The 22,414-nt window shown below is 43.6% G+C and carries 18 protein-coding genes; 5 read left to right on the top strand and 13 right to left on the bottom strand.

The genetic code is table 11. The features are described from left to right. Window positions 1-52 precede the first annotated feature (52 nt). From BLQ87_RS13695 to BLQ87_RS13680, 4 genes are all read left to right on the top strand, one after another. Window positions 53-2,614 carry a hypothetical protein gene (locus tag BLQ87_RS13695; RefSeq protein ID WP_143010441.1) on the top strand — a complete coding sequence of 854 codons (2,562 nt, stop codon included), beginning with the start codon at window positions 53-55 and terminating at the stop codon, window positions 2,612-2,614. 5 nt (window positions 2,615-2,619) lie between these two features. Then, the gene (locus BLQ87_RS13690) at window positions 2,620-4,896 is read left to right on the top strand and encodes a hypothetical protein (protein ID WP_074607925.1); all 2,277 of its coding nucleotides are present in this window, start codon (window positions 2,620-2,622) and stop codon (window positions 4,894-4,896) included. A gap of 206 nt (window positions 4,897-5,102) precedes the next feature. Beyond that, complete coding sequence (locus tag BLQ87_RS13685; protein WP_083361857.1) at window positions 5,103-6,359, top strand: metallophosphoesterase family protein; 1,257 nt, start codon at window positions 5,103-5,105, stop codon at window positions 6,357-6,359. Between the two features lie 40 nt (window positions 6,360-6,399). Further along, on the top strand, window positions 6,400-6,828 hold the full coding sequence (locus BLQ87_RS13680; protein WP_074607550.1) for a DoxX-like family protein: 429 nt from the start codon (window positions 6,400-6,402) through the stop codon (window positions 6,826-6,828). 23 nt (window positions 6,829-6,851) lie between these two features. On the opposite strand, the gene BLQ87_RS13675 is transcribed toward BLQ87_RS13680, so the two are convergent. From BLQ87_RS13675 to BLQ87_RS13655, 5 genes are read right to left on the bottom strand one after another with little or no spacing between them, the layout of a single operon-like run. Next, complete coding sequence (locus BLQ87_RS13675) at window positions 6,852-9,254, bottom strand: glycoside hydrolase family 95 protein (RefSeq protein WP_172664910.1); 2,403 nt, start codon at window positions 9,252-9,254, stop codon at window positions 6,852-6,854. A gap of 36 nt (window positions 9,255-9,290) precedes the next feature. After that, window positions 9,291-10,580 (bottom strand): MFS transporter, encoded by a 1,290-nt coding sequence (locus BLQ87_RS13670; protein WP_074607548.1) that lies wholly within the window; start codon window positions 10,578-10,580, stop codon window positions 9,291-9,293. Window positions 10,581-10,612: 32 nt separating this feature from the next. After that, window positions 10,613-12,835, bottom strand: coding sequence for a DUF7133 domain-containing protein (locus tag BLQ87_RS13665; RefSeq protein ID WP_074607545.1), 2,223 nt, complete (start codon window positions 12,833-12,835; stop codon window positions 10,613-10,615). Between the two features lie 15 nt (window positions 12,836-12,850). Continuing rightward, window positions 12,851-13,597: a ThuA domain-containing protein gene (locus BLQ87_RS13660; RefSeq protein WP_074607542.1), complete on the bottom strand. Its 747-nt coding sequence runs from the start codon at window positions 13,595-13,597 to the stop codon at window positions 12,851-12,853. 12 nt (window positions 13,598-13,609) lie between these two features. Then, window positions 13,610-14,008: a c-type cytochrome gene (locus tag BLQ87_RS13655; RefSeq protein WP_074607540.1), complete on the bottom strand. Its 399-nt coding sequence runs from the start codon at window positions 14,006-14,008 to the stop codon at window positions 13,610-13,612. 135 nt (window positions 14,009-14,143) lie between these two features. Here BLQ87_RS13655 and BLQ87_RS13650 point away from each other — a divergent pair, with 135 nt between their 5' ends. Then, window positions 14,144-15,178 (top strand): LacI family DNA-binding transcriptional regulator, encoded by a 1,035-nt coding sequence (locus BLQ87_RS13650; RefSeq protein WP_074607538.1) that lies wholly within the window; start codon window positions 14,144-14,146, stop codon window positions 15,176-15,178. Here the strand turns inward: BLQ87_RS13650 and BLQ87_RS13645 are convergent. The 8 genes from BLQ87_RS13645 to BLQ87_RS13610 form a co-directional block, all read right to left on the bottom strand. Next, on the bottom strand, window positions 15,144-16,505 hold the full coding sequence (locus tag BLQ87_RS13645; protein WP_074607536.1) for an alkaline phosphatase family protein: 1,362 nt from the start codon (window positions 16,503-16,505) through the stop codon (window positions 15,144-15,146). The two genes, BLQ87_RS13650 and BLQ87_RS13645, sit on opposite strands and share 35 nt — an antisense overlap. A gap of 16 nt (window positions 16,506-16,521) precedes the next feature. After that, window positions 16,522-17,730 (bottom strand): metabolite traffic protein EboE, encoded by a 1,209-nt coding sequence (gene eboE, locus BLQ87_RS13640; RefSeq protein WP_074607534.1) that lies wholly within the window; start codon window positions 17,728-17,730, stop codon window positions 16,522-16,524. A gap of 1 nt (window position 17,731) precedes the next feature. After that, window positions 17,732-18,910 (bottom strand): 3-dehydroquinate synthase, encoded by a 1,179-nt coding sequence (locus BLQ87_RS13635; protein WP_074607533.1) that lies wholly within the window; start codon window positions 18,908-18,910, stop codon window positions 17,732-17,734. Window positions 18,911-18,921: 11 nt separating this feature from the next. After that, a complete protein-coding gene (gene eboC / locus BLQ87_RS13630; RefSeq protein ID WP_074607531.1) occupies window positions 18,922-19,800 on the bottom strand; it encodes a UbiA-like protein EboC in 879 nt (292 codons plus the stop codon). Window positions 19,801-19,807: 7 nt separating this feature from the next. Next, window positions 19,808-20,794 carry a TatD family hydrolase gene (locus BLQ87_RS13625; RefSeq protein ID WP_074607529.1) on the bottom strand — a complete coding sequence of 329 codons (987 nt, stop codon included), beginning with the start codon at window positions 20,792-20,794 and terminating at the stop codon, window positions 19,808-19,810. A gap of 14 nt (window positions 20,795-20,808) precedes the next feature. Continuing rightward, window positions 20,809-21,513, bottom strand: a complete 705-nt coding sequence (locus BLQ87_RS13620) for an EboA domain-containing protein (RefSeq protein WP_074607527.1) — start codon at window positions 21,511-21,513, stop codon at window positions 20,809-20,811. Between the two features lie 7 nt (window positions 21,514-21,520). Beyond that, on the bottom strand, window positions 21,521-21,892 hold the full coding sequence (locus BLQ87_RS13615) for a transmembrane 220 family protein (RefSeq protein ID WP_074607525.1): 372 nt from the start codon (window positions 21,890-21,892) through the stop codon (window positions 21,521-21,523). Between the two features lie 84 nt (window positions 21,893-21,976). Next, window positions 21,977-22,408, bottom strand: a complete 432-nt coding sequence (locus BLQ87_RS13610) for a YjdF family protein (RefSeq protein ID WP_074607523.1) — start codon at window positions 22,406-22,408, stop codon at window positions 21,977-21,979. Window positions 22,409-22,414 lie beyond the last annotated feature (6 nt).

Raw genomic sequence — 22,414 nt, 5'->3', positions numbered from 1 at the left:
ACACCACACACCAATAAATGAAACCGCGAAAATTCGCAAAAACCTAAACATTATGAACTATTATTGCGTTCGGCTACTCAGGATATTCCTGGTCCTGATGATGGGAATGAGCTCCAGCATGGTAACACATGCCCAGGCCATCCAACTAAAAAACCGTTATTCCTCAATCGGTATCGATAACAAGGGTTTTATCACCTCGATTAAAGACATCAGGACGAAGAAGGAATACCATCCGAAAGGACTTTCCTCTGCACTGATGAGCCTTTCCAATAGCCAGGGGGATATCATCCATCCTATAAAGGCGGTTTATAATCCAAAAAGCAAAGCAATTGTGCTCCACTTTAAAAACGGAGCGGTTGCCAACTTGAAAGCAGAGCAGAAAAACGAATACTACAGGTTTCAGTTGCTTTCTTTGACCAAAAAGGAAGAGGTGGATAACATCATCTGGGGACCTTATAAAACGAACATTTCAAAAACCATTGGGGATGTGATCGGTGTAGTCAGAGATGACAATTTCGCGATAGGCTTGCTTGGGCTAAATGACAATACTACGGGAGGTCCACCGACAGGTGGAGATATGTCGTTCATGTATTATTTTATACATTCTCCTGATCCGGTAAAATTTCCGCTTCCTCCGCACCTTAAAGAGGGACAAACCTTTACCATTGGTGGAGATGGCCATAATGATGTGGCTTTCTACTCGCATCCGGAGGAGTATTACAGAATGAATTATGGAAATGCGGCACGTCTTGAGCCGACATTTGGTTCTACGATTTGCATGCATTCCAGAGACAGGAGAAAGGAACAAATGATCCGTTTCCCGGTTTTGCCTGATAACATGGATGGAAAAGTAAATTCTGCCAGATATCAGCTTGTGCTGCCAACAGATGCCGGATTTATTGGTTCTGCAATGGCTTTGTATGCCTGTCCGGATTCGCTGGGCTTAAATACGATAGAAAAAGTTGTTTTGGCAGAAGGGCTTCCACATCCGGAGGTCAATGGAAAATGGGTGAAAGATCCCAAAGCTTATCGCCCTGATGTAGCATGGCACGGCTCACACGATAGTCTGGTGAATTATATGAACCGTCTTGGGCTTAAGTCTGTTCAGGACGAAGGCTGGGGCGAATATTATCCTGACCGGGTAAACAGATGGGCCAACAATAAGGTCAGCTTTAAATCCGGAGGGCCGATGACCATTCCTGATTTTGGTGCGTTAATGCAGAAAAATGGCATAAGCTGGGGTTTACATACCCTTTGTGAGTTTTTGCAGCCGGGACGCAATGGCGATGTGGCACCTGTACCTAACGATAGCCTGGCTATCATGCAGCGCACGGTGATCACCAAAGCGCTTTCTCCAACCGATACGGTCATCACAGTAGCAGACCGGGCTTACTTTAATGAATTTGGAGGATGGGAAGGAAACCATACCAATGTACTTAAGATCGGTAAAGAACTGATTGAATATAATGGCATCACCGAGACGAAACCATATACCTTCCTGAAGGTGAAACGGGGATTTCATGGTACAACACGCGGATCTTTTGCTTCGGGTACAACGATTGTGAAGCTACAGCCCAACTGTTACCATGGATTTGCTCCTGATATGAACTTACAGGAAGTGTATGGGGATTTTTATGGGAAATGGCTTGCAGATGGTGGCATGGATTACATCGATTTCGATGGATTGGAAAGTTGCATTTATCAGGGACATGGAGAATATTCCTTTAAGCGCTTTTTCCGGAGGCTTTTTGAAAGCTATAAGAAAAACGGGGGTAAATCGCTCCGCGTCATGGGAAGTGCGGTTGGAGAAGGAAGCTGGCATTACATGAGCGTATGTAATATCGGTGGAGGAGACCATATGTTTAGCCCAGTAAAGAACAAATGGGGAATAGAAGGAAAAGACATGCGCTACGTTTTTCAAAGCAGTTACCTTCCGGCTACCTTCGGAATAATTAACCTGGGCAGCGAATGGACGATGTATGATGCAGAAAATCTTCAGGCAAAATCGATTGGATGGGATGCAAATTACATGTTGGGTTTAAGTCAGCAATCGGTAGAAAACTGCGGGGAAAAAGAAGCCATCTTTAAGGCTTACCGGACCTGGGAAAACCTGAGAAATGAAGTGGATTTCTCCAAAGCATTAAAAGAAAAACTGAAGGACCTGAACTATAAGTTTCACCTGGAACAAACAGGGCAGCAATCTTTTGTGCTGTATCCGGTCGGCGAAACCCGTTTCGACAATGAGCCTTATACCTCAGCAGGGAAATCGTATCAGATCAATAATGAATTTCAAAGCCAGCCCCTGGAATTTTCAGTACGTGTGCATACGCCTAAAGATGTACAGGTTAATGGAATCAAGATCGTTCTGCCAAATGGAAAACAGATCCTGATTGACCACAAATTTTCTGATAGTGAATTTATAATATTGAAAGGGAATTCGCTGTATCTGGCCGATAGATTCAGGAAAAAGCAAAAGGAAATATTGTCTGACCCTAGCCTGACTTTGCCAAATGGCCAATCGAAAATTACCGTAGCTGCATTGCAGGAGGGTAATGAAAGAATTAAGCTTGACCTGCTTGTGAATACGATAGGAAAAGGGGAGAAGATTAAATAATGTATATGAAATTAATAAAATTCCGGAGTGTTAAATTGATGCTGTTACTATTGGCCTTCAGTTTCTCCGCCGAAGCGCAATGGAACTTTAGTACGAAGTATTTTAAGATCCACATTAACCATAAAGGCTTTATTACCAGTATGAAAAATACTACGGTTAGTCCCAACCGGGAATTTAGCCCTGCTGATCAGCCTTCGCCGTTGATGTGTCTTTATGACAGTAAGAAAAAAGTTTATTATGTACCCTATAAAGCATCTTATCATAAAGCGGATAAATCTATCACACTAAATTATACCAACGGTTCCGTTGCCAAAATCTCATTGGTCACTCAAAAAAAATATTTTAAACTGACCTTACAATCCCTGAGCCCACGCAAAGGGGTTGATGGGATTCAGTGGGGTAGCTATCATACCAATATCACCAACCTGTTTGGTGAAATCATTGGGGTGGCCCGTGATACCAGCGAAGTCAATAATTACGCAATTGGCATGCTCGCTCTTAACGACAACACGCTCGGTGGTACCTCAGAAACGATCGCCGATGCAGCACCCTTTCAATACCTCATTCATACACCAGATGCTAAACGTTTCCCCTTACCCGGTAATTTGCATGAAGGACAGGTATTTTCTCTGGGTGGTAATGGTATTAGTGATGTTGCTTTTTATGCCCATAAAGAAGCGTATTACAGAATATTGTACGGTAATAGCGCTGTGGTCGACAATAAAGGAAGAATCTCAATTCACTATAATTCCAGAGACAGATCTTTAAAAAGGGAGGTATTTTACTCTTTAATACCACATATGTCTGCGAATATTCCAAACCACATTGAAGTAGAGCCATTACCAGGAGTAGGGTATATCGGTTCTTCCGTTGCACTTTGGGGAAGTCCCGACAGTACCGCATTGATGGATGTTGTTCACAATATTGTGTGGTCTGAAAAGCTGCCTCATCCAACAATAAATGGCAAATGGGTAAAGGACCCTGCTGCATTTGTACCCGACGTGTTAACTTATGGAGGATTGTATGACAGTATCGTACCTTACACTGCAAGATTGGGTTTTAAAACGATCAGTTTATATGATCAGGGTTTTTTAAGACCAGATCGTGGCAACAAAGGTTATATCGACGGAAAGAATTTTGAGAAAAAATCTTTGAAATTAACATCCGGGGATAAATCGCAGAAGGAGTTTGCTGAAATGGCGGCCAAATATGGGATTACAATAGGAAGGACGCCAATTTCGAATGCCCTGGCTCCCGGTACCAGGGATGCCAGCCCAATCCCAAGTGACAGTCTGTGTTATCAGCAAAAACGTTTGTTGGCGAATGGGATCAGCCCGACTGATACCGTTATTATCGTGGATGACCCAACACATCTTGAGGAAATCGGCAGCTGGCAAGGACATGTTAAAAGTCTGAATATGATTAAAATAGGAAGAGAGCTGATCCATTATCTGGGGGTTTCCGATAAAAAACCATATCGGCTTTTGAAAGTAAAACGTGGGTACTGGAATACCACGCCAACAAGCCATAAAGCTCAGGATACGGTTTATAAACTTCAGGTAACTATAGATTACGGATATGACGGCCTGATTCCAAATATGGGTTTACAGGATAAAATTGCGGAGTACTATGCGGATGTCTGCCAGATCAATGGTTTAGGCTATTATGATTTTGATGGACAGGAATTTTTGTTCAATAATGGACATGGTTACTACTCGACAAAACGCTTTTTTCGCAAAATGTTTGAAAGAGCGGCGAAACATCGCATTCCGGATATCCGGTTTACCGGCTCAACCTTGTCAGAAGGCTCATGGCATTATCAAAGTATCTGGAATGTTGGAGGAGGGAAAAACCTATATGATGCCGACACCAGGGAATGGGGGAGTAGCACGAGTCAGGGGAAAGATCTGCGCGATGTCACCTATGCCAATTTTTTTCCGGTAGGAATGGGTGGTAATTTTCCGATCACAGCCAGTTCAACGGCGGAGCAATACGAGCACATACAAGCAATTTCTGTTGGTGTTGGAACAACCTACAGTCTGAAGTTGAGTCAAAAAGATGTGGAAAGCTGCCCTCAGAAAGATGCAATTTTTAAAGCCATCAGAACATGGGAAGATGCACGCGCAGCAAATGCCTTTTCACGTCTGTTAAAAAAACAGCTCGCAGATCCAAAGAAAAGCTGGACTTTAGAAGCTGTCGACAGCAATACCTGGAAATTATACGAGAAAATCAAAGGAGTAAAAGCCAATCCTATAGTTTTAAAAAGGGCTAAAGGGTATTAATTCGTTGATGAGGATAGTCATTCTGCTCAACTGAGCAATTCAGAACTCATAAATATTAAGATTATAATGAAACCATCATAAGCATACCGCTTACAAAAAGCAATGAACATGTTTATGATAGCTTCATCACCATTAAACCGAATTTATTCGCTCTTGAGAACCATTGAAAATCAATAGACAAAACGAAAAAAAACAAATATATTCTGATGAAAATTTTAAAAACTGTTACGTATACATTGGCGATTTGTTTCATGCTGTCGTCAACCTATGCACAAAACGCAATAATTCCTGGTCAGACCAAAAATACAGATGCCTTTATACAACACATACGCTGGGGAAGCAGTAAGAACCCCCTGGAAGGACTTACGATTACCTGGAAAAGCGCTGGTGAAAACGGCCGGATCAGATGGGGATATACGCACGCTTATGAGCAGGGAATCTTCTCTGCCATACGAAGGAAAGGGTATGCCGATAATTTTTTCAACTATACTTTTCCAACCGTAAAAGCCAGCAGGACCATCTATTACAAATTATTCGATGTTCAGCAAGGCAGCTGGACAGCGGAAAAAACTTATCAGACGGCACCCTCCGTAAATACGAAAGAATTCTCATTTTTAGCCATTGGCGACAGCCGTACAGGGTTAAATATCTGGAACGAGGTGGCTAACCTGGCACATACCAAAACACCTGATTTTACGATTTTTAGCGGCGACATCGTAAATAGTGGAAAATCGACTGCCGATTGGGACAATTGGTTCAGCAACGGAAAAACATTTATAGAAAATAACCTGATTTTTCATTCCATGGGGAATCATGATGCAGCGAGCGTACCCACCTATCAGAATGTCTTTGAATTGCCAAAATCTGTTCCGGAGAGCGGAACCAATCTGTATTATTCATTTACTTATGGTGAAGCGGTTTTCATTTCATTAAACTCGGAGGATGCGGCAGGCACAGCGCAATACAACTGGTTATTGAAGACTTTGAAAGCCAATGCAACAAAAAAATGGAAGATCATTTTCTTTCATAAACCATTCTACACTGTCGGTGCCCATTCCGGAGAAATGGATGCTTATTTTAATACCTGGTGGAAAGCCTTTGACGATTATGGCGTGGATTTAATTGTTAACGGACATGACCACATGTATGAGCGGACCAAACCCCTGAACAGGAATGTCAGTACAACAGTTCCAGTTGCCCAATACGGAAGTCTGCCGGGCCAGGGACGTTGTGAAATTGTCTGTGGCGGAGCGGGTGCTCCTCTGTATGCTGTATCGTCCAACTGGTTTATCGAAATTGCTGAAAGTAAGTATAACCTATGTAAATTTGACGTCACTGATAATCGCATTTGCAATACCACATTTGACAACAAAGGAAAAGTAATTGACTCATTTTGTCTGACTAAAAACACTTCCGGAAAAGGGAAACGTAAATTAGCACGAACGGGTCACCGCAAGCATTAATCCGGTTAAAACCGATATTTTTCAATTATAAAAAACGGAGATGTTCAATTACTTAACACGCTTTCGCCTGGCTGTAAGTCAGAACCCATTAGAATGGGTGGCACGCATTGGTGTTTTTGGTACTTTTTTGGGACATGGAACGGTCGCACTTGGGGTCAATGCCAAATGGATACCTTTACTTACCTCAGTCGGTTTTACAGCGGAGCAAGCTATCTTTCTGATGCCATTTATAGGAATAATGGACATTATTGTGGCCTTGGTTGTGCTGCTCGTTTACCGGGTCAGATTAGTCCTGGTCTGGGCTGTAATTTGGGCATTCCTCGCAGCATTAAGTCGCCCTGTTTCTGGAGAACCTTTTGTAGAATTTATCGAACGTTCGGCCAATTGGTGCCTGCCATTGGTTTTGCTGATGTTGAAACGAAATCAAAAAAACATCCCCAGGACTGAGCCATTGGTTAGGGAGGAATAATACGATTTATCCGGATAGCCTCCTTAAGGGGAGACTGTCCGGTAAATGGTATAGGTTTTACCCTTCAGGGTATTAAAGCTGATCAAATGGTCTGAGATCTTTTGGTAAGGGACTTTTCTTCCTGCACTTGTGATCTCCGCATTTCCAATACCGGGATAACTTAAAGTACAGCCATTTCCATTAAAAGATTTAAGGGTTGCAACAGTCAGTTTTCCTTTTTCCCATTTCATAGAAATTTCAAAATTACCTCGTGCCTTTAAACCGCTAACACTTCCTGTTTCCCAGGCTTCAGGAAGTGCAGGTAAAAATGCGATGATGCGGTTTCCGATTTCACCTTCCTGACTTTGAAGCAACATTTCAGCAACACCTGCAGTGTAACCAAAATTACCATCAATCTGAAAGGGAGGATGCTGATCAAACAGGTTCTGGGAAATGCTATGTTTAAATAACGCCATAATGTGCTCGTGGGCACTATTCCCGTCTTTGAGGCGTGCAAAGAAATTGATCGTCCAGGCCCTGCTCCAGCCAGTGCCTGCGCCGCCATTTTTCAGGCGGTTTGCCAGTGTTTTTTTAGCACCTTCAAATAGCTCAGGTGTTTTAACTGCCGTAATCTGATTGCCGGGATAAAGCGCAAACAGATGGGACACATGCCTGTGCCCGGGTTCTGCTTCCTTGTAGTCTTCCACCCATTCCCTTATCGCACCGTCTTTTGTAAGTTGTACAGGTACCAGTTGTCCCATGGTATAAGTTAGGGTGTCCCGGAACTTTTCATCCTTGTGGAGGAGCTTACCTGCAGCGATCGTTCTGATAAACAGGTCGTTTATGATCTCCGTATCCATGGTTGGCGCATAGGTCAGCATCGCAGCTTTCCCGGTAGCGGGGTCTATGTAGTAATTTTCAGGACTATAGGAAGGTGAGGTAACCAGGCGGTTCTTTTTATCGCGGACAAGGATATCGAGTATAAACTCCGAGGATTCTTTCATCATCGGGTAGGCGATGTTCTTTAAGAAAGCCTGATCTCCGTTAAACTCGTAGTGCTCAAATATCGGCTGTGTCATCCAGGGTCCGCCCATCGGGAACAGTCCGTTGGAAACCCCATCGTGGACTGCGGTGTGCCCAAAAGCATCGGTAAGATGATGCACGGTCCAGCCACGCGCACCGTACATTTGTTGAGCGGTTTCCTTTCCGGGAACCTTGAGTGCCTGCATAAAATGAATTAAAGGGAGGGTGGTTTCGGTAAGGTTACAAACTTCCGCAGGCCAGTAATTCATTTGCAGGTTAATATTGGTATGAAAATCTGCGTTCCAGGGTGCTTTAAGTTCCTTATTCCAGATGCCCTGAAGGTTAGCAGGGAGTAGGCCAGGTGCGAGTGAACTACCCAATAGCAGGTAACGGCCGTATTGAAAGAGAATGCCCTCCATTCCCAGATCGATGTTGTTGTTTTTTATTTTTTGCAGACGTTCATCGGTAGCCAGATTACTTTGCTGGTCAGGCCCGAGTACCAGTTCGACCCTGTTCATTTTGCTTTGATGGGCTGCAACATGCGCGGATTTGAGCGCGGCATAAGATTTACCGTTCAACGCGCTCAGGATATCCTGGCAAATCTTATCTGGAGATTTAGCTGGATCCAGGTCCATTTTATCCGCATCGTAATTGGTTGCTGCAGTGATGATCAGGGTAACCGAGCGGGCATTTTCGATTTTAAGATTTCCCTGCCCGCTGCTTAAGTTTCCTCCTTCAGTGCGTACCTGCACTACCGTTTCAAATTTCATTCCTGTACCATCAATCTGCCCGCTGAGGATCAACTGATTTTTTAGGCTGCGTACCGTAGCATCCTTTTCTCTGGACATACCCAGAAGGGTATTGATGGTCCCGGAACCCCTGGCCTCGAGGTGCATCACAATTGAGTTGGCAGGAGCAGAGGCAAACACTTCACGGCTATAAGCTTGTCCATCAAGCTCATATTCCACGCGGTGGATACCCGTGCTCAGGTCCAGTTCTCTTTTGTAATTTGTTGCTGCTGATGCAACCTCAAAATCTAAGGTCAGGTTACCCAGGGGCTGGTAAGATTTCACGCTCCCTGGGTTTCCGTTAAGTGATTCATTGGCCAGTAACATGGCCTCATCCGTTTTTCCTTCAAAGATCAGCTGCCGGATCTTCGGAAGCTGCTTCAGCGCTGCGGGGTTATTGTTGTTTTCTTTTTTACCCTGCCATACACTTTCCTCATTGAGCTGCAGCTGTTCCTGTTTTACTCCCCCAAAGACCATCGCACCCAATCTTCCGTTGCCTATAGGAAGGGCTTTATTCCAATCATTGGCAGCTTGTTTATACCATAGCTTCAGATCTGATTTCTGCTTTGTTTTAATGTGCTGTCCATTGACAGATAAGGAAGACAACAGCATCGCCGTTAAGACGAATTTCACCATATGATCCATGGTATGGGGGATAAGTTCATCAGGTTATTATACGTTATTGATTGCAGCTAAATCAGCTGTTTTGTTGATTTTCTTTGCGCGCATGTAGACCAGCAATCCGCCAAAAGCTACGACTAATACCATAGGAACGATCAGTGTAGCCTGCAAAATTTCAGGACCTGCCAGATTTTTGGCATCGGTAAGTGCCTGTGCAGGCGCGGAGTTTTCCGGGGCCTTTAAATATTCACCTAATGTCGCATCTAATGGCAAATGTTTCAGGATCAGGCTGTCGTAAAAGCTTCCCATAAATATGGTATAAACCGAAACGGCAAACATTCCCGCGCCTCCCATCAGGTTTAAGCCCAGGGCTCCGGATTTAGGAATATTTTCGGCCACAAAACCGATCATGGTAGGCCAGAAATAACAAACGCCGATACCAAAGATGATGGCAGCAAAGAAAATGGAATTTCCGGTAAAGGTGCTCAGCATATAAAGCCCCGCTGCGGCAAATATTGCCGATAGGAGCAATACCCCCTGTGGCGCCAGGCGTTTTACCACAGGCTCTGCAAAACCGCGTCCGATGACCATAATCCCGGTAGTAAGGGTCAGCAGCAAAATCGCATTATCAGTCACATTTTTAAGTAGCAGGCCGATCCATTGACCGGTAAACAACTCGGTAATGGCCGTGCCGAACATACAGATGAACATAAAAATAAACAGCGGAGAAAGTACGGCCTTATACATGTCTTTATTGGAATAACCAGACGATACCCTTTCCGTAACCGGAAATTCCAGTTTTGAAAACAGATAGCCATAAATTGCAGTTGGAATCAGCATCATGGCTACCTGCAGCTTCCAGCCCAGGCCAAGCTGAACAAAAAAAGTAACCAGCAATGTGCCGATCACAATGCCGCCCGGAAACCATAAATGGAAATGATTTAAACGGGTGGTTTTATTGTCCGGGTATAACGTAGCCACCAGCGGATTACAGGCCGCCTCCACCGTACCGTTGGCGATGCCAATAAGCAGGGTGGATAAAAATAAGGTCCAGTAACCCTGTGCAAAAATGGTGAGTACAATGCCGGCCAGGTGAAAAATAAAGGCCATCACGAGTAAACGCTTCATGCCAATGACATCCACCACAAATCCACCGATCACAATGGCCAGCGGAAAACCCCAGAAGGCGGCCGCTGTAATGGTCCCCAGTTCGGTTGCAGTCAATTGAAAATCGATCCCGAGTTGATTCATCATCCCGGCACGAATGCCGAAGGAAAGGGAAGTGACCAGTAGGGCCAGACAGCTGGCCCAGAATAGTTTGTTGGTTTGAATGTTAAGCATATGTTTAGGTTTATATTGGTTTTAACATCGGGTTATTTTTTAGCGGCTTCCAGTTCCTTTTTTGTCCAGGGTTTGTTCCGCTTGCTATTTTCCTGTCTTACTTTCTTAACATCGGCTGGTTTTACTACCGGTGCTTTATTCCCAAGGTCATTCCGGATATAGCTGATGACTGAAGCAATGTAATTGTCGTCATTTGCGCCGAGCGATGGCATCATATCGGGATAGGTTTTGCCGTCTACAGGTCCCCACAATCCATGAAGGAGAATTTTAATCAGCTTTTCAGGATCTCCGGTAACATTGGCTGATTTGGCGAGTGCCGGGGCAACCATATCTTTTCCGCCAATTGCCACACCTTTTCCGTCGGCACCATGACAGGTCGCACACAGTTGTTTAAAGATCAATGAGCCTTCATAAACCAATTTTTTATCTGCTTCACTTAATAACTCTGCATTCTTTTTAGACAATGCCCTGGCATCCAGACTGCCCTGGTATCTCTTCTGAGAGGTTGCCAGTACTTCGTTGTCAGGATTTTTAACCAGTAGTCCTTTAATGATGTCCTGCGCTTTTTCAGAACTACTGAAACGCAAGGTTAAAGCGAGTTGAAAGCGTACATCAGCACTAGGGTCACCGGTCATCTGCCCCAATGCAGTGATCAGCTGATCGTCTCCTTTTACCACTTTTTCTTCAGCTGCCCAAATGGTGGTTTTTCTTATTTCCGGGTCTTTATCATTCAGCACTTTAAGAATGGTTTCATTATCCAGTGCCTTTAGTCCGTTTAATGTCCACAGTGCATGAATACGGCCTAACTGTGGTGTGCCGGTATTCAGCGCCAATGCTTTTAGTTCGGGAACAACTGTTTTATCGCCACGAATTACGATCAGCTTCTGTGCATTGTCTCTCCACCAGCCATTCGCATGACTCAAATGTGATACCAATTGCTGAGATGACATTTCCAGTGTCCTGGGAATCGTTTTGTCCGGTTTCATACCGTCGTATACCACACGGTAGATTCTTCCACGTCCAATATTTTTATCCAGTTTCTTTTCTTCGATTTTCTTACGCAGGAAAGAGCCTTTTTTTGTCCATTCTCCTTCCTGAATAATACCCCGGTACATGTCCAGAATATATAAACAGCCGTCAGGACCGGTTGCGGTATTTATCGGCCTGAAGTTCATGTCAGTAGAAGCGATAAATTCTTCTTTTTCGTAGGCATTCTTTAAAGTGATTTTCCCTTCTGTATTGGTCACTTTCGCCCTTCTGATCAGTCGTCCTACCGGTTCACAGATAAAAAGATCGCCGATGGCATCCGCAGGCAATGAATTTCCCCTGAATACCGACTGACCGCAAGATGCTGTAAAATGGTTTAGTGTACTGTCTGCCCTCAATCTTCCAAGTCCTCCCTGTACATCAGGGGTAGAAATGATTGGCCATACGGCCTGAAAATCTTCATTGAACTGGTCTTTAAAATCAAACCTTCCATACATCGGATTTTGTTGAAAGGTGACTGCCGGCACTTCGCCTCCCGCCTGTGAAAAGAACAGGCGGCCGTAATTGTCATTGGTTAAACCCCACTGGCCACCTGGTCCGTCATAAAGTTTTTCCGATTTGATCATTCCATCTTCATAATAATACCGCTTGTCTTCTACGGTAACATAAAGCTTATTGTCAATATTCCAGATCAACCCGCTTTTCTGGTGTTCCAGATTACTGGTATTAATGGCATCGTTTTTAAATACCATTTTCTTTTCATCGGCAACACCATCGCCGTTGGTGTCGCGATAGCTGTAGATGTGATTGGAATTGGTTTCATTCACCAACAGGCGATCGTCAAGGCTGAGGATCATTCGTGGCAATACCATGTTGCTGATAAAGACCACAGATTTATCCATCTTTCCGTCGCCATTGGTATCTTCCAGCCTTTTTACAGAGCAGACAGGTTTCATTTCGCCTGTACCGTCTGCATCCTGCATATAGGTATTCATTTCAGCAACGTACAATCTGCCATTTCCGTCCCAAACCATTGCTACAGGCTCATGGATCATCGGTTCAGCGGCCACGAGCTCCAGGTGGTAACCTTTTGGCAGGTGGATGCTTTCCAGGCTTTCTTTCGGGGAAAGATAGGCTGGAGAAGGGGCGGTGTTGACCACAATCTTTCCTTCAGCATCCCGTTTTATCGCATTCCTGGAAATTTTGCAGGTATAGGTAAGTAAGGATAATCCGACGATAACGGATATCCATAGTTTATTTCTATTCATTTGGTTGCGTTCGATTTATTTTTTTTCGCCTAATGCGTATTTAATTCCACCAAGAAGGTGATTTAAAAATAGTGGTTCCGTATAAGACGCTTCTGTATGGCCAAGTTCAGTATAAAAGGCCCTGCCTCCGTCATATTTATGGTACCATGCCATCGGATGAACATCTCCCATTTTCCCGGAGCCCGGGTTATAGGTTTTTTCATCAATGGAGATAAGGATATTCAAATCTTTAGCCACCCATTTGAAATTGTACCATTCGTCTTTTCTTTTGTATTTCTCCGGAAGGTGCCTGGTAGAGATGTGTTTTCTATCTGTTACATTTAATACGGCTTCCTGTTGGGAAGGGTGACTGGAGAAGTAAGCGCCCACCAGGTTTCCATACCAGGGCCAGTTGTATTCGCAATCGGTTGCCGCATGAACGCCAACAAACGCACCGCCGGCCTGGATGTACTTTTCAAATGCGCTTTGCTGCTCCTCATTCAATACATCACCCGTAGTGTTTAAAAAAATTACTGCGTTGTATTGTTTAAGGTTGGCACTTGTAAATTTTGCAGCATCTACAGTGCTGTCTGCTTCAAATTTATTCTCTTTAGCGAGTTGAAAAATGGCCTTCAGGCCTTCTTTAATAGAACTGTGGTGAAAGCCGGAAGTTTTACAGAAGATCAGCACTTTTTTTCCTTTTGCATAAACCGCATCGTTTATGGACACCATGGCCAAAATAATCAGCAAGGTGAAGAATGGTCTTAAACCAAAAGTTTTCATATGCAGTGTTGCTTAATGAAGTGAGAGGATATACTTAACCATTTTCTTTGCATCACTTACAGATAAGGAAGAATGTGGCGACATCGGTATTTGCCCCCATACACCGGCACCGCCGTTGATAATTTTGCCAGCCAGTTGGTCGTAACTTTCTGCGTTATCAGGATATTTTACCGCGACGTTCTTGTAGGCGGGACCAACAAGTTTAGTGTCCAGTGTATGACAAGCCATACAGTCGGACTTTGCTAATAAAGCTTTCCCTTCCGCAATGTCTGCGGCAGTGGCAACTGCTGCTTTAGCGGGAGAAGTTGTTTTTGCAGTTTTGGTCGTTTTCTTTTTGGTGGTCTGGCCAAAACTAAGGCTTGGTGTAATCGCAAAAAGTGCGAAAACCGGAATAATCAGGATTTTTTTCATTGTGTGTTGGTTGTTTGCGTGTTTGTTCTTTGATAAGCTAAAATAAACAAATATTTAAAAAAAGCAATCGATTGCCTAGAATTATATTTCACATATTTGACGCGTTTTGCTCATTATCGTTAAAAGCCAGAAATTATGAAAAAGCTAAAGAGAGTTACCATTTATGATATAGCAGAAAAATTGAATTTAAATCCTTCATCTGTATCAAGAGCTTTAAATAACGGAAGTAATGTGAGTCTGTCTACCAGGGAACTGATCCTGAAAACAGCAGAAGAGATGAACTATAAGGTAAATAGTATCGCTGCTAACCTTCGAACAGGGCACAATCAGACCATTGGTGTCATTGTACCGAGGATAAACCAGAATTTTTTTGCCAATGTAATTGCCGGGATTGAAGAAGTGACTTACGAAAAGGGATACAACCTGGTTATTTGTCAGTCTAATGAATCCGCCGATAGGGAAATAAAGTGCGTAAACACCTTAGCAAATCAACATGTAAGTTGTATCATCATTTCAGTCAGTGCAGATTTCGAAGATTATGCCCATTTGGAAAACATTCGTAAGCAGGGGATTTCATTGATTCAATTCGATAGGGTAGCTGATGAACTGGATACCATGAAAGTAGTAAATGATAACGAAAAAGTGTCAATGGAAGCGGTTTGTCATATGATTTCAGAGGGTTACCAACGAATTGCGCTTTTGGAAGGACCTCAGAATTTAAGCATCTTCCGTCAGCGTAAAGCGGGCTATCTGGCCGCACTGAAAAAATATAAGCTTCCGGTGATTCCTGAGCTGATTATGGAGAATGCCTGGACAACAGAACTGGGCGCTGCCGCAACCAAACATTTGCTGGCATTGGCCGAACCACCAGATGCGATCTTTGCTTCCACCTCAGATTTTTCTGCCTTGGGGGTCTTGGAGGTTGCCGATGAGTTGGGCATACAGGTGCCACAGCAATTGGGAATTTGCGGATATTCAAATGAATCCTTCACACAAATTACCAATCCTTCAATTACCACCATAGAACAGAACAGCGTTTTAATGGGTAAAACCATTGCACAGCTTTATTTCGACGAATTAGAATCCGGTACATCAGTTGCCCAAAATAAACTCGTGAACATTCAGCCAGAGCTGATCATTCGCAATTCGACGTTAAAGCTTTCCAGATGACCTCATAAACCTGGGTAGCAGCGATGCTGCCGGTATGGATCAGCTCATCTGTAATCAGTACCGGATGAAATGCTTCCGGCGTATCTGCAGCACCGTGTGAGCCTTTGATCAACGTGGCATCCAAAGGAATAACATCCATGACATACCGGAAGCCTGCTTTCTTTCTCAATAATTTATAGGCAGCCCTTGGTTTTGAGGACAGGAACATTTCCACAGGATCATACCCCGGTTTTTTGTGGATGTCTACGCATCTGGCATAATCCGGTGCTTTGGCATCATCAAACCAAAAATAATAAGTAAACCAGCTTTGTGATTCGGCAACAACAACAAAATCTCCCGCCCGTTCATGGTCAAGGCCATGTGTCTTTTTACCTTCGGCATCTAAAACCAGCGCAATACCGGGGGTATTTTCAAGCAGCTCTTTTACCTGCGTACGGACAGCAGGATCATTAACGTATACGTGTGCAACCTGATGATCCGCCACAGCAAAGGCCTTTGAAGCACCTGCGTCCAATAGCTCCAGGCCGCGTTCCAAACGGATTTGTAAAAGACCTGCTTTTCTGAGGATGCGGTTTAAATGAACAGGGTTGCTGACCGGTGTAATGCCATATTCCGAAAGTATAATGATATTGGCATTTTTACTTTCGTAAAAGCTGACGAGGTCTTTCAGAATGCCATCTATCTCCCCAAGTTCCTTTGAGATGTGTTTAAAATCAGGTCCAAATTTTTGCAGGCAATAATCAAGATGAGGAAGGTAGACGAGTGTTAATGTCGGATCGTAAAGTTCGTCGGTTAACATTGAGGCATCGGCAATCCATTTGGAGGATTTGACGTTTGCACCAGGCCCCCAGAATTGAAACAAAGGGAATTGGCCCAGCTTATCCTGTAACAGATCCCTCAGCTCAGCCGGTTCAGAGTAACAATCCGGTATTTTTCTGCCATCTGCCAGATAATTGGGACGTGGTGTAACCGAATAATCTGCATTAGAATACATATTGTACCACCAGAACATATTGGAACAGCTGAAATCAGGATTTTCTCTTTTTGCCCGGTCCCAGATCTTTTCGCCCTGAACCAGTTTGTTCGACTGCTTCCAGAACTTAATTTCCGCGTCCTGCTGATCATACCAGCCGTTCCCTACGATACCGTGTTCCATAGGGTGCTTGCCGGTTAAATAAGTCGATTGTACGGCGGTAGTGACGGCCGGTAACATAGGTGCAATGGTATTTAACTTTTTACTTTTGAGGTATTGCTCCAAAAAAGGCGTATGTTTTCCTATCAGGTTTGAGGACAGGCCTACCACATCAATGACTACTGTTTTCTTCATTTCAAAAGGTTTGTATTTAGGCAAGGGTATCGATCACCCAGTTTAGCTCATTACTGATCGATTGGGCAATTGGCAATTTCATTTGTTCGGGTAAAACTTCCCAGGTATAGGTTTCTACCTCAAGGTGATTGGTAAAGGGTTTTGTTTTCTGGAGCCTGAGCAGGGTCACAATATCGTCCTGAGTGGATTGAAGCAGACCGGTTTCTTTGATCGAAATGGGCACATGGAAATGAGACCGCCATTCTATGATGTCGCCGTCATCAACAGCGGCCAGGGCCGGGGACAAATCAGGATAACGGATTAAACTCCCGTCCTTTTTCAATGCGACCACCTGGTGTAAATAGGTGGGTTCATCAAATACCGCAAAGTTTGTTTTGATCAATGCCCTGCTGTCGGCAGTCCCGTTTAAATTTGCTTTTAGAGCGGCACTAATCTGAATTTTACCAACGCAAATCTGCTGTTCTGCCAGTTCTGCCAGAATCGCTTCATGCGCTTCATAACCAATAGCGAAATGACAGACATCATAGCAAAGACAAACGTGTTTTTTTAACAGGCTTTCTGCCTCATGAGCGGAAAGGTTAAAATGTTGGGCAATCATTGGGATACCCAATACCAGCAGGTCATTTTTAAACCAATCGATAAATTCCCTCCCGGTTTCCAATATCCCATCCGGTTCAGGCTCAATGTCAAGGTGAAGGACTTGTCCTGTTTCCCGGTGGATGCCGATCAATTCCTTCACGACCGCTATGATCTGCAATGTTGCGGCTTGTTTTGCCGAGTCAAAATCATTTTTATCCTTAAACCAATGTCTGTAGCTCAATGGGGAAGTCGAAACCCCTCCATCCATACCAGCTGGCAATAAATCCTTTAACAGATGAAACAGCCTGATCGTATAGTCTTTTCGCTCGGGAGTGGTCCAGTCGGGCGCATGTACATTTTCTTTCACAATTGTCCGGTGAAAATCTCCATAAGGAAAACCATTCATGGTGAAAACATAGGCCTCATTTTTTTGCAGCCAATCTTTAAACTCCTTTAAGTGCTGAGGATGACTCAATTGCAGACTTGCTTCCTGAGATAGCCGTAATCCCAGCCCCATGGCTTGATCGGGAGCTACCTGTTGTTTGATATCCGGAAAGTTCTGTTTTAAAGCATCAAAATCTTCCGTCCAGTTTTTGCCTGCATGAATGTTGGTACAATAGGTTAAATGGCCTGAATTTACTTTCATCTTAGTCGTTATTGAAGTTTAAGCTGGTACTGTTTTCAAGGAAATTTGTGATATAGCTGCTGGCCTTAATCAATAACTGAGGAGACATTTCGTGTACTTCTTTTCCCGTTCCAAGATCGGTTAACAAGGTAATGGTTAACCTTCCTCCCAAATGTTCCCGGAATTCTGCCAGGCCTTTTAAAAGGGGAGATTGCAAATCGTTAATCGTCATGATTGGATCCGTAATTTCAAAAGAAAGTTGCAGCAACACATTCAGGATCCGATGTAATTTGTCTTCCGTTAAAAATCCGGCTAAAAATGAATAGGTACTATCGAGGGCAATTCCCATTGCTACCGCCTCACCATGTAAAACGCCGAAATTACTCAGTTGTTCCTGCTTATGGGCACTCCAGTGACCGAAGTCAAGCGGTCTCGCCGAGCCTGTTTCAAACGGATCGGCTCCTCCGATATGTGCCAGGTGGAGTTTTGCGCAATATTTAATCAGGTAATTCATCTGCTCCGCAACTCTGTTCCTCAATGCCTCCGCATGGTTTTCGATCCAGCAAAAGAACTCCTGGTCCTTGATGAGGGCAACTTTTATCGCTTCAGAAATTCCCGAACGGTAGTCCCTGTCGGTTAGGGTAGTTAAAAACTGTTCGTCATTAAACACGGCCGCCGGAGGCGCGAAAGTACCCAGGAAATTTTTCTTTCCTTTATAATTTATCCCGTTTTTTACCCCAATTCCGGAGTCATTTTGCGAAAGTACAGTTGTAGGTATCCGAATGTGCTTAATCCCGCGATGTGCAACAGCTGCAGCATACCCAACCAGATCGAGAACGGCACCGCCGCCAATAGCGGCAATATAAGAGTGTCTGTCTATTCCGTAGCTATCTGTTGCATCAATGAGCTGATCAAATAGGCTCAGGTCATTCTTGGACCTTTCTCCACCGGGAACAATTGCGAAATCGGGAAGGAGTGCTACCGTCGGATGCACTAAAAAGTAAGTACGGATGTTATCGATCAGATTCGGGTGTGCAATAAAGACACCCTCATCTATCACAAAATATATTTTCTGACCCCCTTCTGCGGCTCTTTCTCTAAAAAAGTCGGCAAGGGTGGTATTTTCTATGTTAAAAAGGAATTTTGTAAAATAGATTTTATAATCAAACTTTACACTAAAAGATTGTGCTAAATAGCTCATGGTTTTAAAGACTAGGTAACGGCAAAAGCTTTGCCCAATAAAAGGGATATCGGCAGTAAAACAACGATAAATATGGCGATGGGGAACACGCCAAAAGCAGCAGCCCATGCTGCATTCATTAGTATCAGGGCTATTACTCCTGATTTCACCGCTTTGCCAATATTTTTACCAATGGGTTGTTGAATGGCCCGGAATAAAGGGCTAAAAATCATCACCGCAAAAGGAAGGATAAAGATCAGCGAAGGCAGCAGGTTACCTTTTGTCTGCGCTACGGTTAAAATTGCAGCGATGACCATAAAGTATAATAAAGCAGCGAAATAAAGTGTCTTTTTCTGACCACCATGTACTTCACCTCTGCTGATCATCGTAATTGCCCCAATATAAACGATGGGAACAAGCGCTAAAAACCACCAATGTTGAATTTCGGCAGGAATCACACTGACCCCGAGCAACAGGTTCAATCCCCGGCAAAGGCCCATATTTATCGGGCCAAAAATAAGGTGGTGTTTTAAAAACTTGTTGTAAACAAGCGCAGAGATCATAACCGCTGCTGCCAGATACTGCGAGTTGGAATGGTAAAGCCCTGCTGAAAATATGCCGATGAAAAAAAATATACCGGCAAAAATTGTGGCTGATTTTTTGGAAATCAGCCCGCTTGGTATCGGCCGCTCCGGACGTTCAATCGCATCCAGTTCGGCATCGAATACGTCATTCATAATGATGCCGCCACTATACAATCCAATCGTTGAAAGGCAAAGCAGGATAACGGGAAACAGGTCGGTTTCAGCAGAAAAATATCCTGCGATTGCGATTCCGGCCAATACATCGGCCACTGCGGTCACCACATTTGCAGGACGCATTAACCTGAGGTATCCTAAGATTTTGTTCATGTTATAATCAGGAGATGATGATCGAATTCTTATCTATTCTTGGCTGCTGTCCGCCGCGCAATATGGAGTTGCTGGCAAACTTCTGACTTTGATCAATATCCTTGATTTTAATAAAATCATGTTCGTCAATCTGTCCGCTTTGCGCAAAGGCGCTAATGGCGTTCCGATAGGTAACGAGTTCAATATCGGCTAAACTGATACCGGATCTTTTCATTAAGACCGCAGTTTTTGGGATCGCCAAAGGATCACTGATGCCCCAGTCGGCTGCAGAATTGATCATGATCCTTTCCGGGCCATATTGTTTCACTACTTCTACCATCCGTTCATTTCCCATTTTGGTGAATGGATAAATGGTAAAGGCTGCCCAGAAGCCCCGGTCCAGTACTTCCTTTACGGTTTCCTCATTGTTGTGGTCTACAATAATCATCTTAGGATCCAGTCCATGTTCAATGGCGATATCCATGCTGCGCTGTGTGCCTTTTTTCTTGTCCCGGTGTGGGGTATGGATTTGTACGGGCAATCCGGCTTCTTTTGCCAGTTCCAGTTGCAGGCGGTAGTACTTTTCTTCAGCAGCAGTCTGGTCATCAAAACCAATTTCACCGATACCGACCACACCTTCTTTAAAAATAAAGGATGGAAGAATTTCCATCACCTGTTCGGCAAGCTTTTCATTATTGGCCTCCCGGGAGTTCAATCCGATCGTACAGTAGTGTTTGATGCCGAACTGAGAAGATCTGAATCTTTCCCAGCCAATCAGACTACTGTAGTAATCGATAAAACTGTCTATCCCGGTACGCGGTTGCCCGAGCCAGAAAGCAGGTTCTATCAGCGCTACAATACCCGCATCGGCCATAGCCTGATAATCATCGGTAGTGCGCGAAGTCATGTGTACATGCGGATCAAAAAAATTCATCCCGCTGATCTCCGTTAAATCAAGGGTAGTTGTTATTTTCTCACCCTTGTTCCTTTCTTCAAAGTTTTCATTACAGCACATAGTTCATGGTTTATTTATGGTTTCGTTTGTTGTGTCAATTGATAAATCTCCGGAGCAACCGTTCTGTTCGCAGCCAGGCGTTCTTTGATGTAGTCCCCGAGCGTAGCCTTCAAGGCTTCATTTACCCGTTCGTTCAGTCCTACAATCAGATGGACGTCTTTTTCTGTAAAAAAGGCTTTTAATACCAGTTGGTTCCAGGCCGGTTGGGAAAGAAACTTTGCAGGGTAGGGGTTATGGTACATAATTGCTTCCAGTACTGTCCCGATATTACTTCTTATACCTTCTTCACATCTTGTGATCCATTCTTCAGGATAATGATATAAAGGCAGGGCAGCATAAAGTGCGATTTGTTCATTCATCTCAGCCGTAGCAAACAGGCTGTTAATTTTCTTAACGTAGTTTTCTTTGTGGTCTGATGGTAACTGCATCAGCATCCAGATTCTTGACAACTTGTCTAAAGTCCAGTCGTTGATCATGAAACCGGGCATTAATTCGCTGATCCTGAATGCTTCCTCATCCAATAAATCGATTTTGCCTTTTGAAGCAATTCTTGGAAGATGAGAAAAACAGAGATGCAACTGAACGGATTTCTCTTCAGCCACAACCAGGGCAATTTTTTGCTGCAACCAGGTCAGGGCCGTTGTACTCAGATTCCTTTCAAGAATTTGTAAAAAAACGTCACTCAGTTTTTTTAAATGGGTTAATTCTGCTAAAATCATAACCGGACTAGTTAATGGCGACAAAATAGTTGATCGCCAAAGCGCCGCTAATGATCAGCAGGCCGAAGAATTCACGGGTTTTTTCGATGTAAGGTTTAGTAGCCTGCATGCTCTCTACCAAACTTGGTCTTTTGTACTGTATGATCCAGTCGCGGACACCATCTTTTACAAAAAATAAAATAACAGCATAAACCAGATAGAAAGATATGGCCGCAAGGTATACCTTCGGGTAGAAATGATCAAAAACAGCGAATCCGCAACAAATGGAGGCGATCATATAAATCGGGACCCAAAGCCATGAATCATCATCGTTCAGGTTTACATAAGCGAATAAAATAAAGGCAATGCAAAAAATAGAGTTGAGAATACTCAGTAACATATTAATCAAAGTTTTATTGGTGTGTGGAGGACCAAATTAGGTAAACATTTTAAAAAAAGCAATCGATTGCATCTAAATTATAACTCAGTGCCCCTTGTGCCTGTCTTTTTTCTTTTGTTGTCTGATGTCAAACTTACGCTGTTCTGCTGTTATTTTGTCCTGTTTTGACACTGCTTTTCTTTCCTTTTTAACGTTTTCAAGTTGTTCCTTCAATAGGATTTGAGCTTTGCTGTAGACGTGTTTTATCCGGCTGTTTGTCATGTTTTTTTGAGTCTGCTTTTGCCGTTTTTTGAAGCTTTTTTTCTCTTTTGTTGCCTGGTTATTTGACACAAGGCCGGTATACTGAAGCTGGTCAAAGTCAAAGTTGTTCAGGAAGTCAGTTATTTCAGCACCTTCCGGTTCCGAAGTACTGATAATGGACCTGGCAACACAATATTGATCATTTTCGATTCTTTCAAATAATGCAATCCAAAAAGGCTGTTCAAATAATATGGTGAGGTGGTGTTCGCTTTTCACATTTTA

Origin of the sequence: Pedobacter steynii, assembly GCF_900103665.1 — a bacterium.
GTDB classification, from domain to species: Bacteria; Bacteroidota; Bacteroidia; order Sphingobacteriales; family Sphingobacteriaceae; genus Pedobacter; species Pedobacter steynii.
Note: the sequence above shows the minus strand (reverse complement) of the source record. Positions and strands in the feature narration are given on the sequence as shown.

Coding starts and splice junctions, on each gene's coding strand:
- BLQ87_RS13695 (WP_143010441.1), top strand. CDS start 53: ATGAACTATTATTGCGTTCGGCTACTCAGGATATTCCTGGTCCTGATG.
- BLQ87_RS13690 (WP_074607925.1), top strand. CDS start 2,620: ATGAAATTAATAAAATTCCGGAGTGTTAAATTGATGCTGTTACTATTG.
- BLQ87_RS13685 (WP_083361857.1), top strand. CDS start 5,103: ATGAAAATTTTAAAAACTGTTACGTATACATTGGCGATTTGTTTCATG.
- BLQ87_RS13680 (WP_074607550.1), top strand. CDS start 6,400: ATGTTCAATTACTTAACACGCTTTCGCCTGGCTGTAAGTCAGAACCCA.
- BLQ87_RS13675 (WP_172664910.1), bottom strand. CDS start 9,254: ATGGTGAAATTCGTCTTAACGGCGATGCTGTTGTCTTCCTTATCTGTC.
- BLQ87_RS13670 (WP_074607548.1), bottom strand. CDS start 10,580: ATGCTTAACATTCAAACCAACAAACTATTCTGGGCCAGCTGTCTGGCC.
- BLQ87_RS13665 (WP_074607545.1), bottom strand. CDS start 12,835: ATGAATAGAAATAAACTATGGATATCCGTTATCGTCGGATTATCCTTA.
- BLQ87_RS13660 (WP_074607542.1), bottom strand. CDS start 13,597: ATGAAAACTTTTGGTTTAAGACCATTCTTCACCTTGCTGATTATTTTG.
- BLQ87_RS13655 (WP_074607540.1), bottom strand. CDS start 14,008: ATGAAAAAAATCCTGATTATTCCGGTTTTCGCACTTTTTGCGATTACA.
- BLQ87_RS13650 (WP_074607538.1), top strand. CDS start 14,144: ATGAAAAAGCTAAAGAGAGTTACCATTTATGATATAGCAGAAAAATTG.
- BLQ87_RS13645 (WP_074607536.1), bottom strand. CDS start 16,505: ATGAAGAAAACAGTAGTCATTGATGTGGTAGGCCTGTCCTCAAACCTG.
- eboE (WP_074607534.1), bottom strand. CDS start 17,730: ATGAAAGTAAATTCAGGCCATTTAACCTATTGTACCAACATTCATGCA.
- BLQ87_RS13635 (WP_074607533.1), bottom strand. CDS start 18,910: ATGAGCTATTTAGCACAATCTTTTAGTGTAAAGTTTGATTATAAAATC.
- eboC (WP_074607531.1), bottom strand. CDS start 19,800: ATGAACAAAATCTTAGGATACCTCAGGTTAATGCGTCCTGCAAATGTG.
- BLQ87_RS13625 (WP_074607529.1), bottom strand. CDS start 20,794: ATGTGCTGTAATGAAAACTTTGAAGAAAGGAACAAGGGTGAGAAAATA.
- BLQ87_RS13620 (WP_074607527.1), bottom strand. CDS start 21,513: ATGATTTTAGCAGAATTAACCCATTTAAAAAAACTGAGTGACGTTTTT.
- BLQ87_RS13615 (WP_074607525.1), bottom strand. CDS start 21,892: ATGTTACTGAGTATTCTCAACTCTATTTTTTGCATTGCCTTTATTTTA.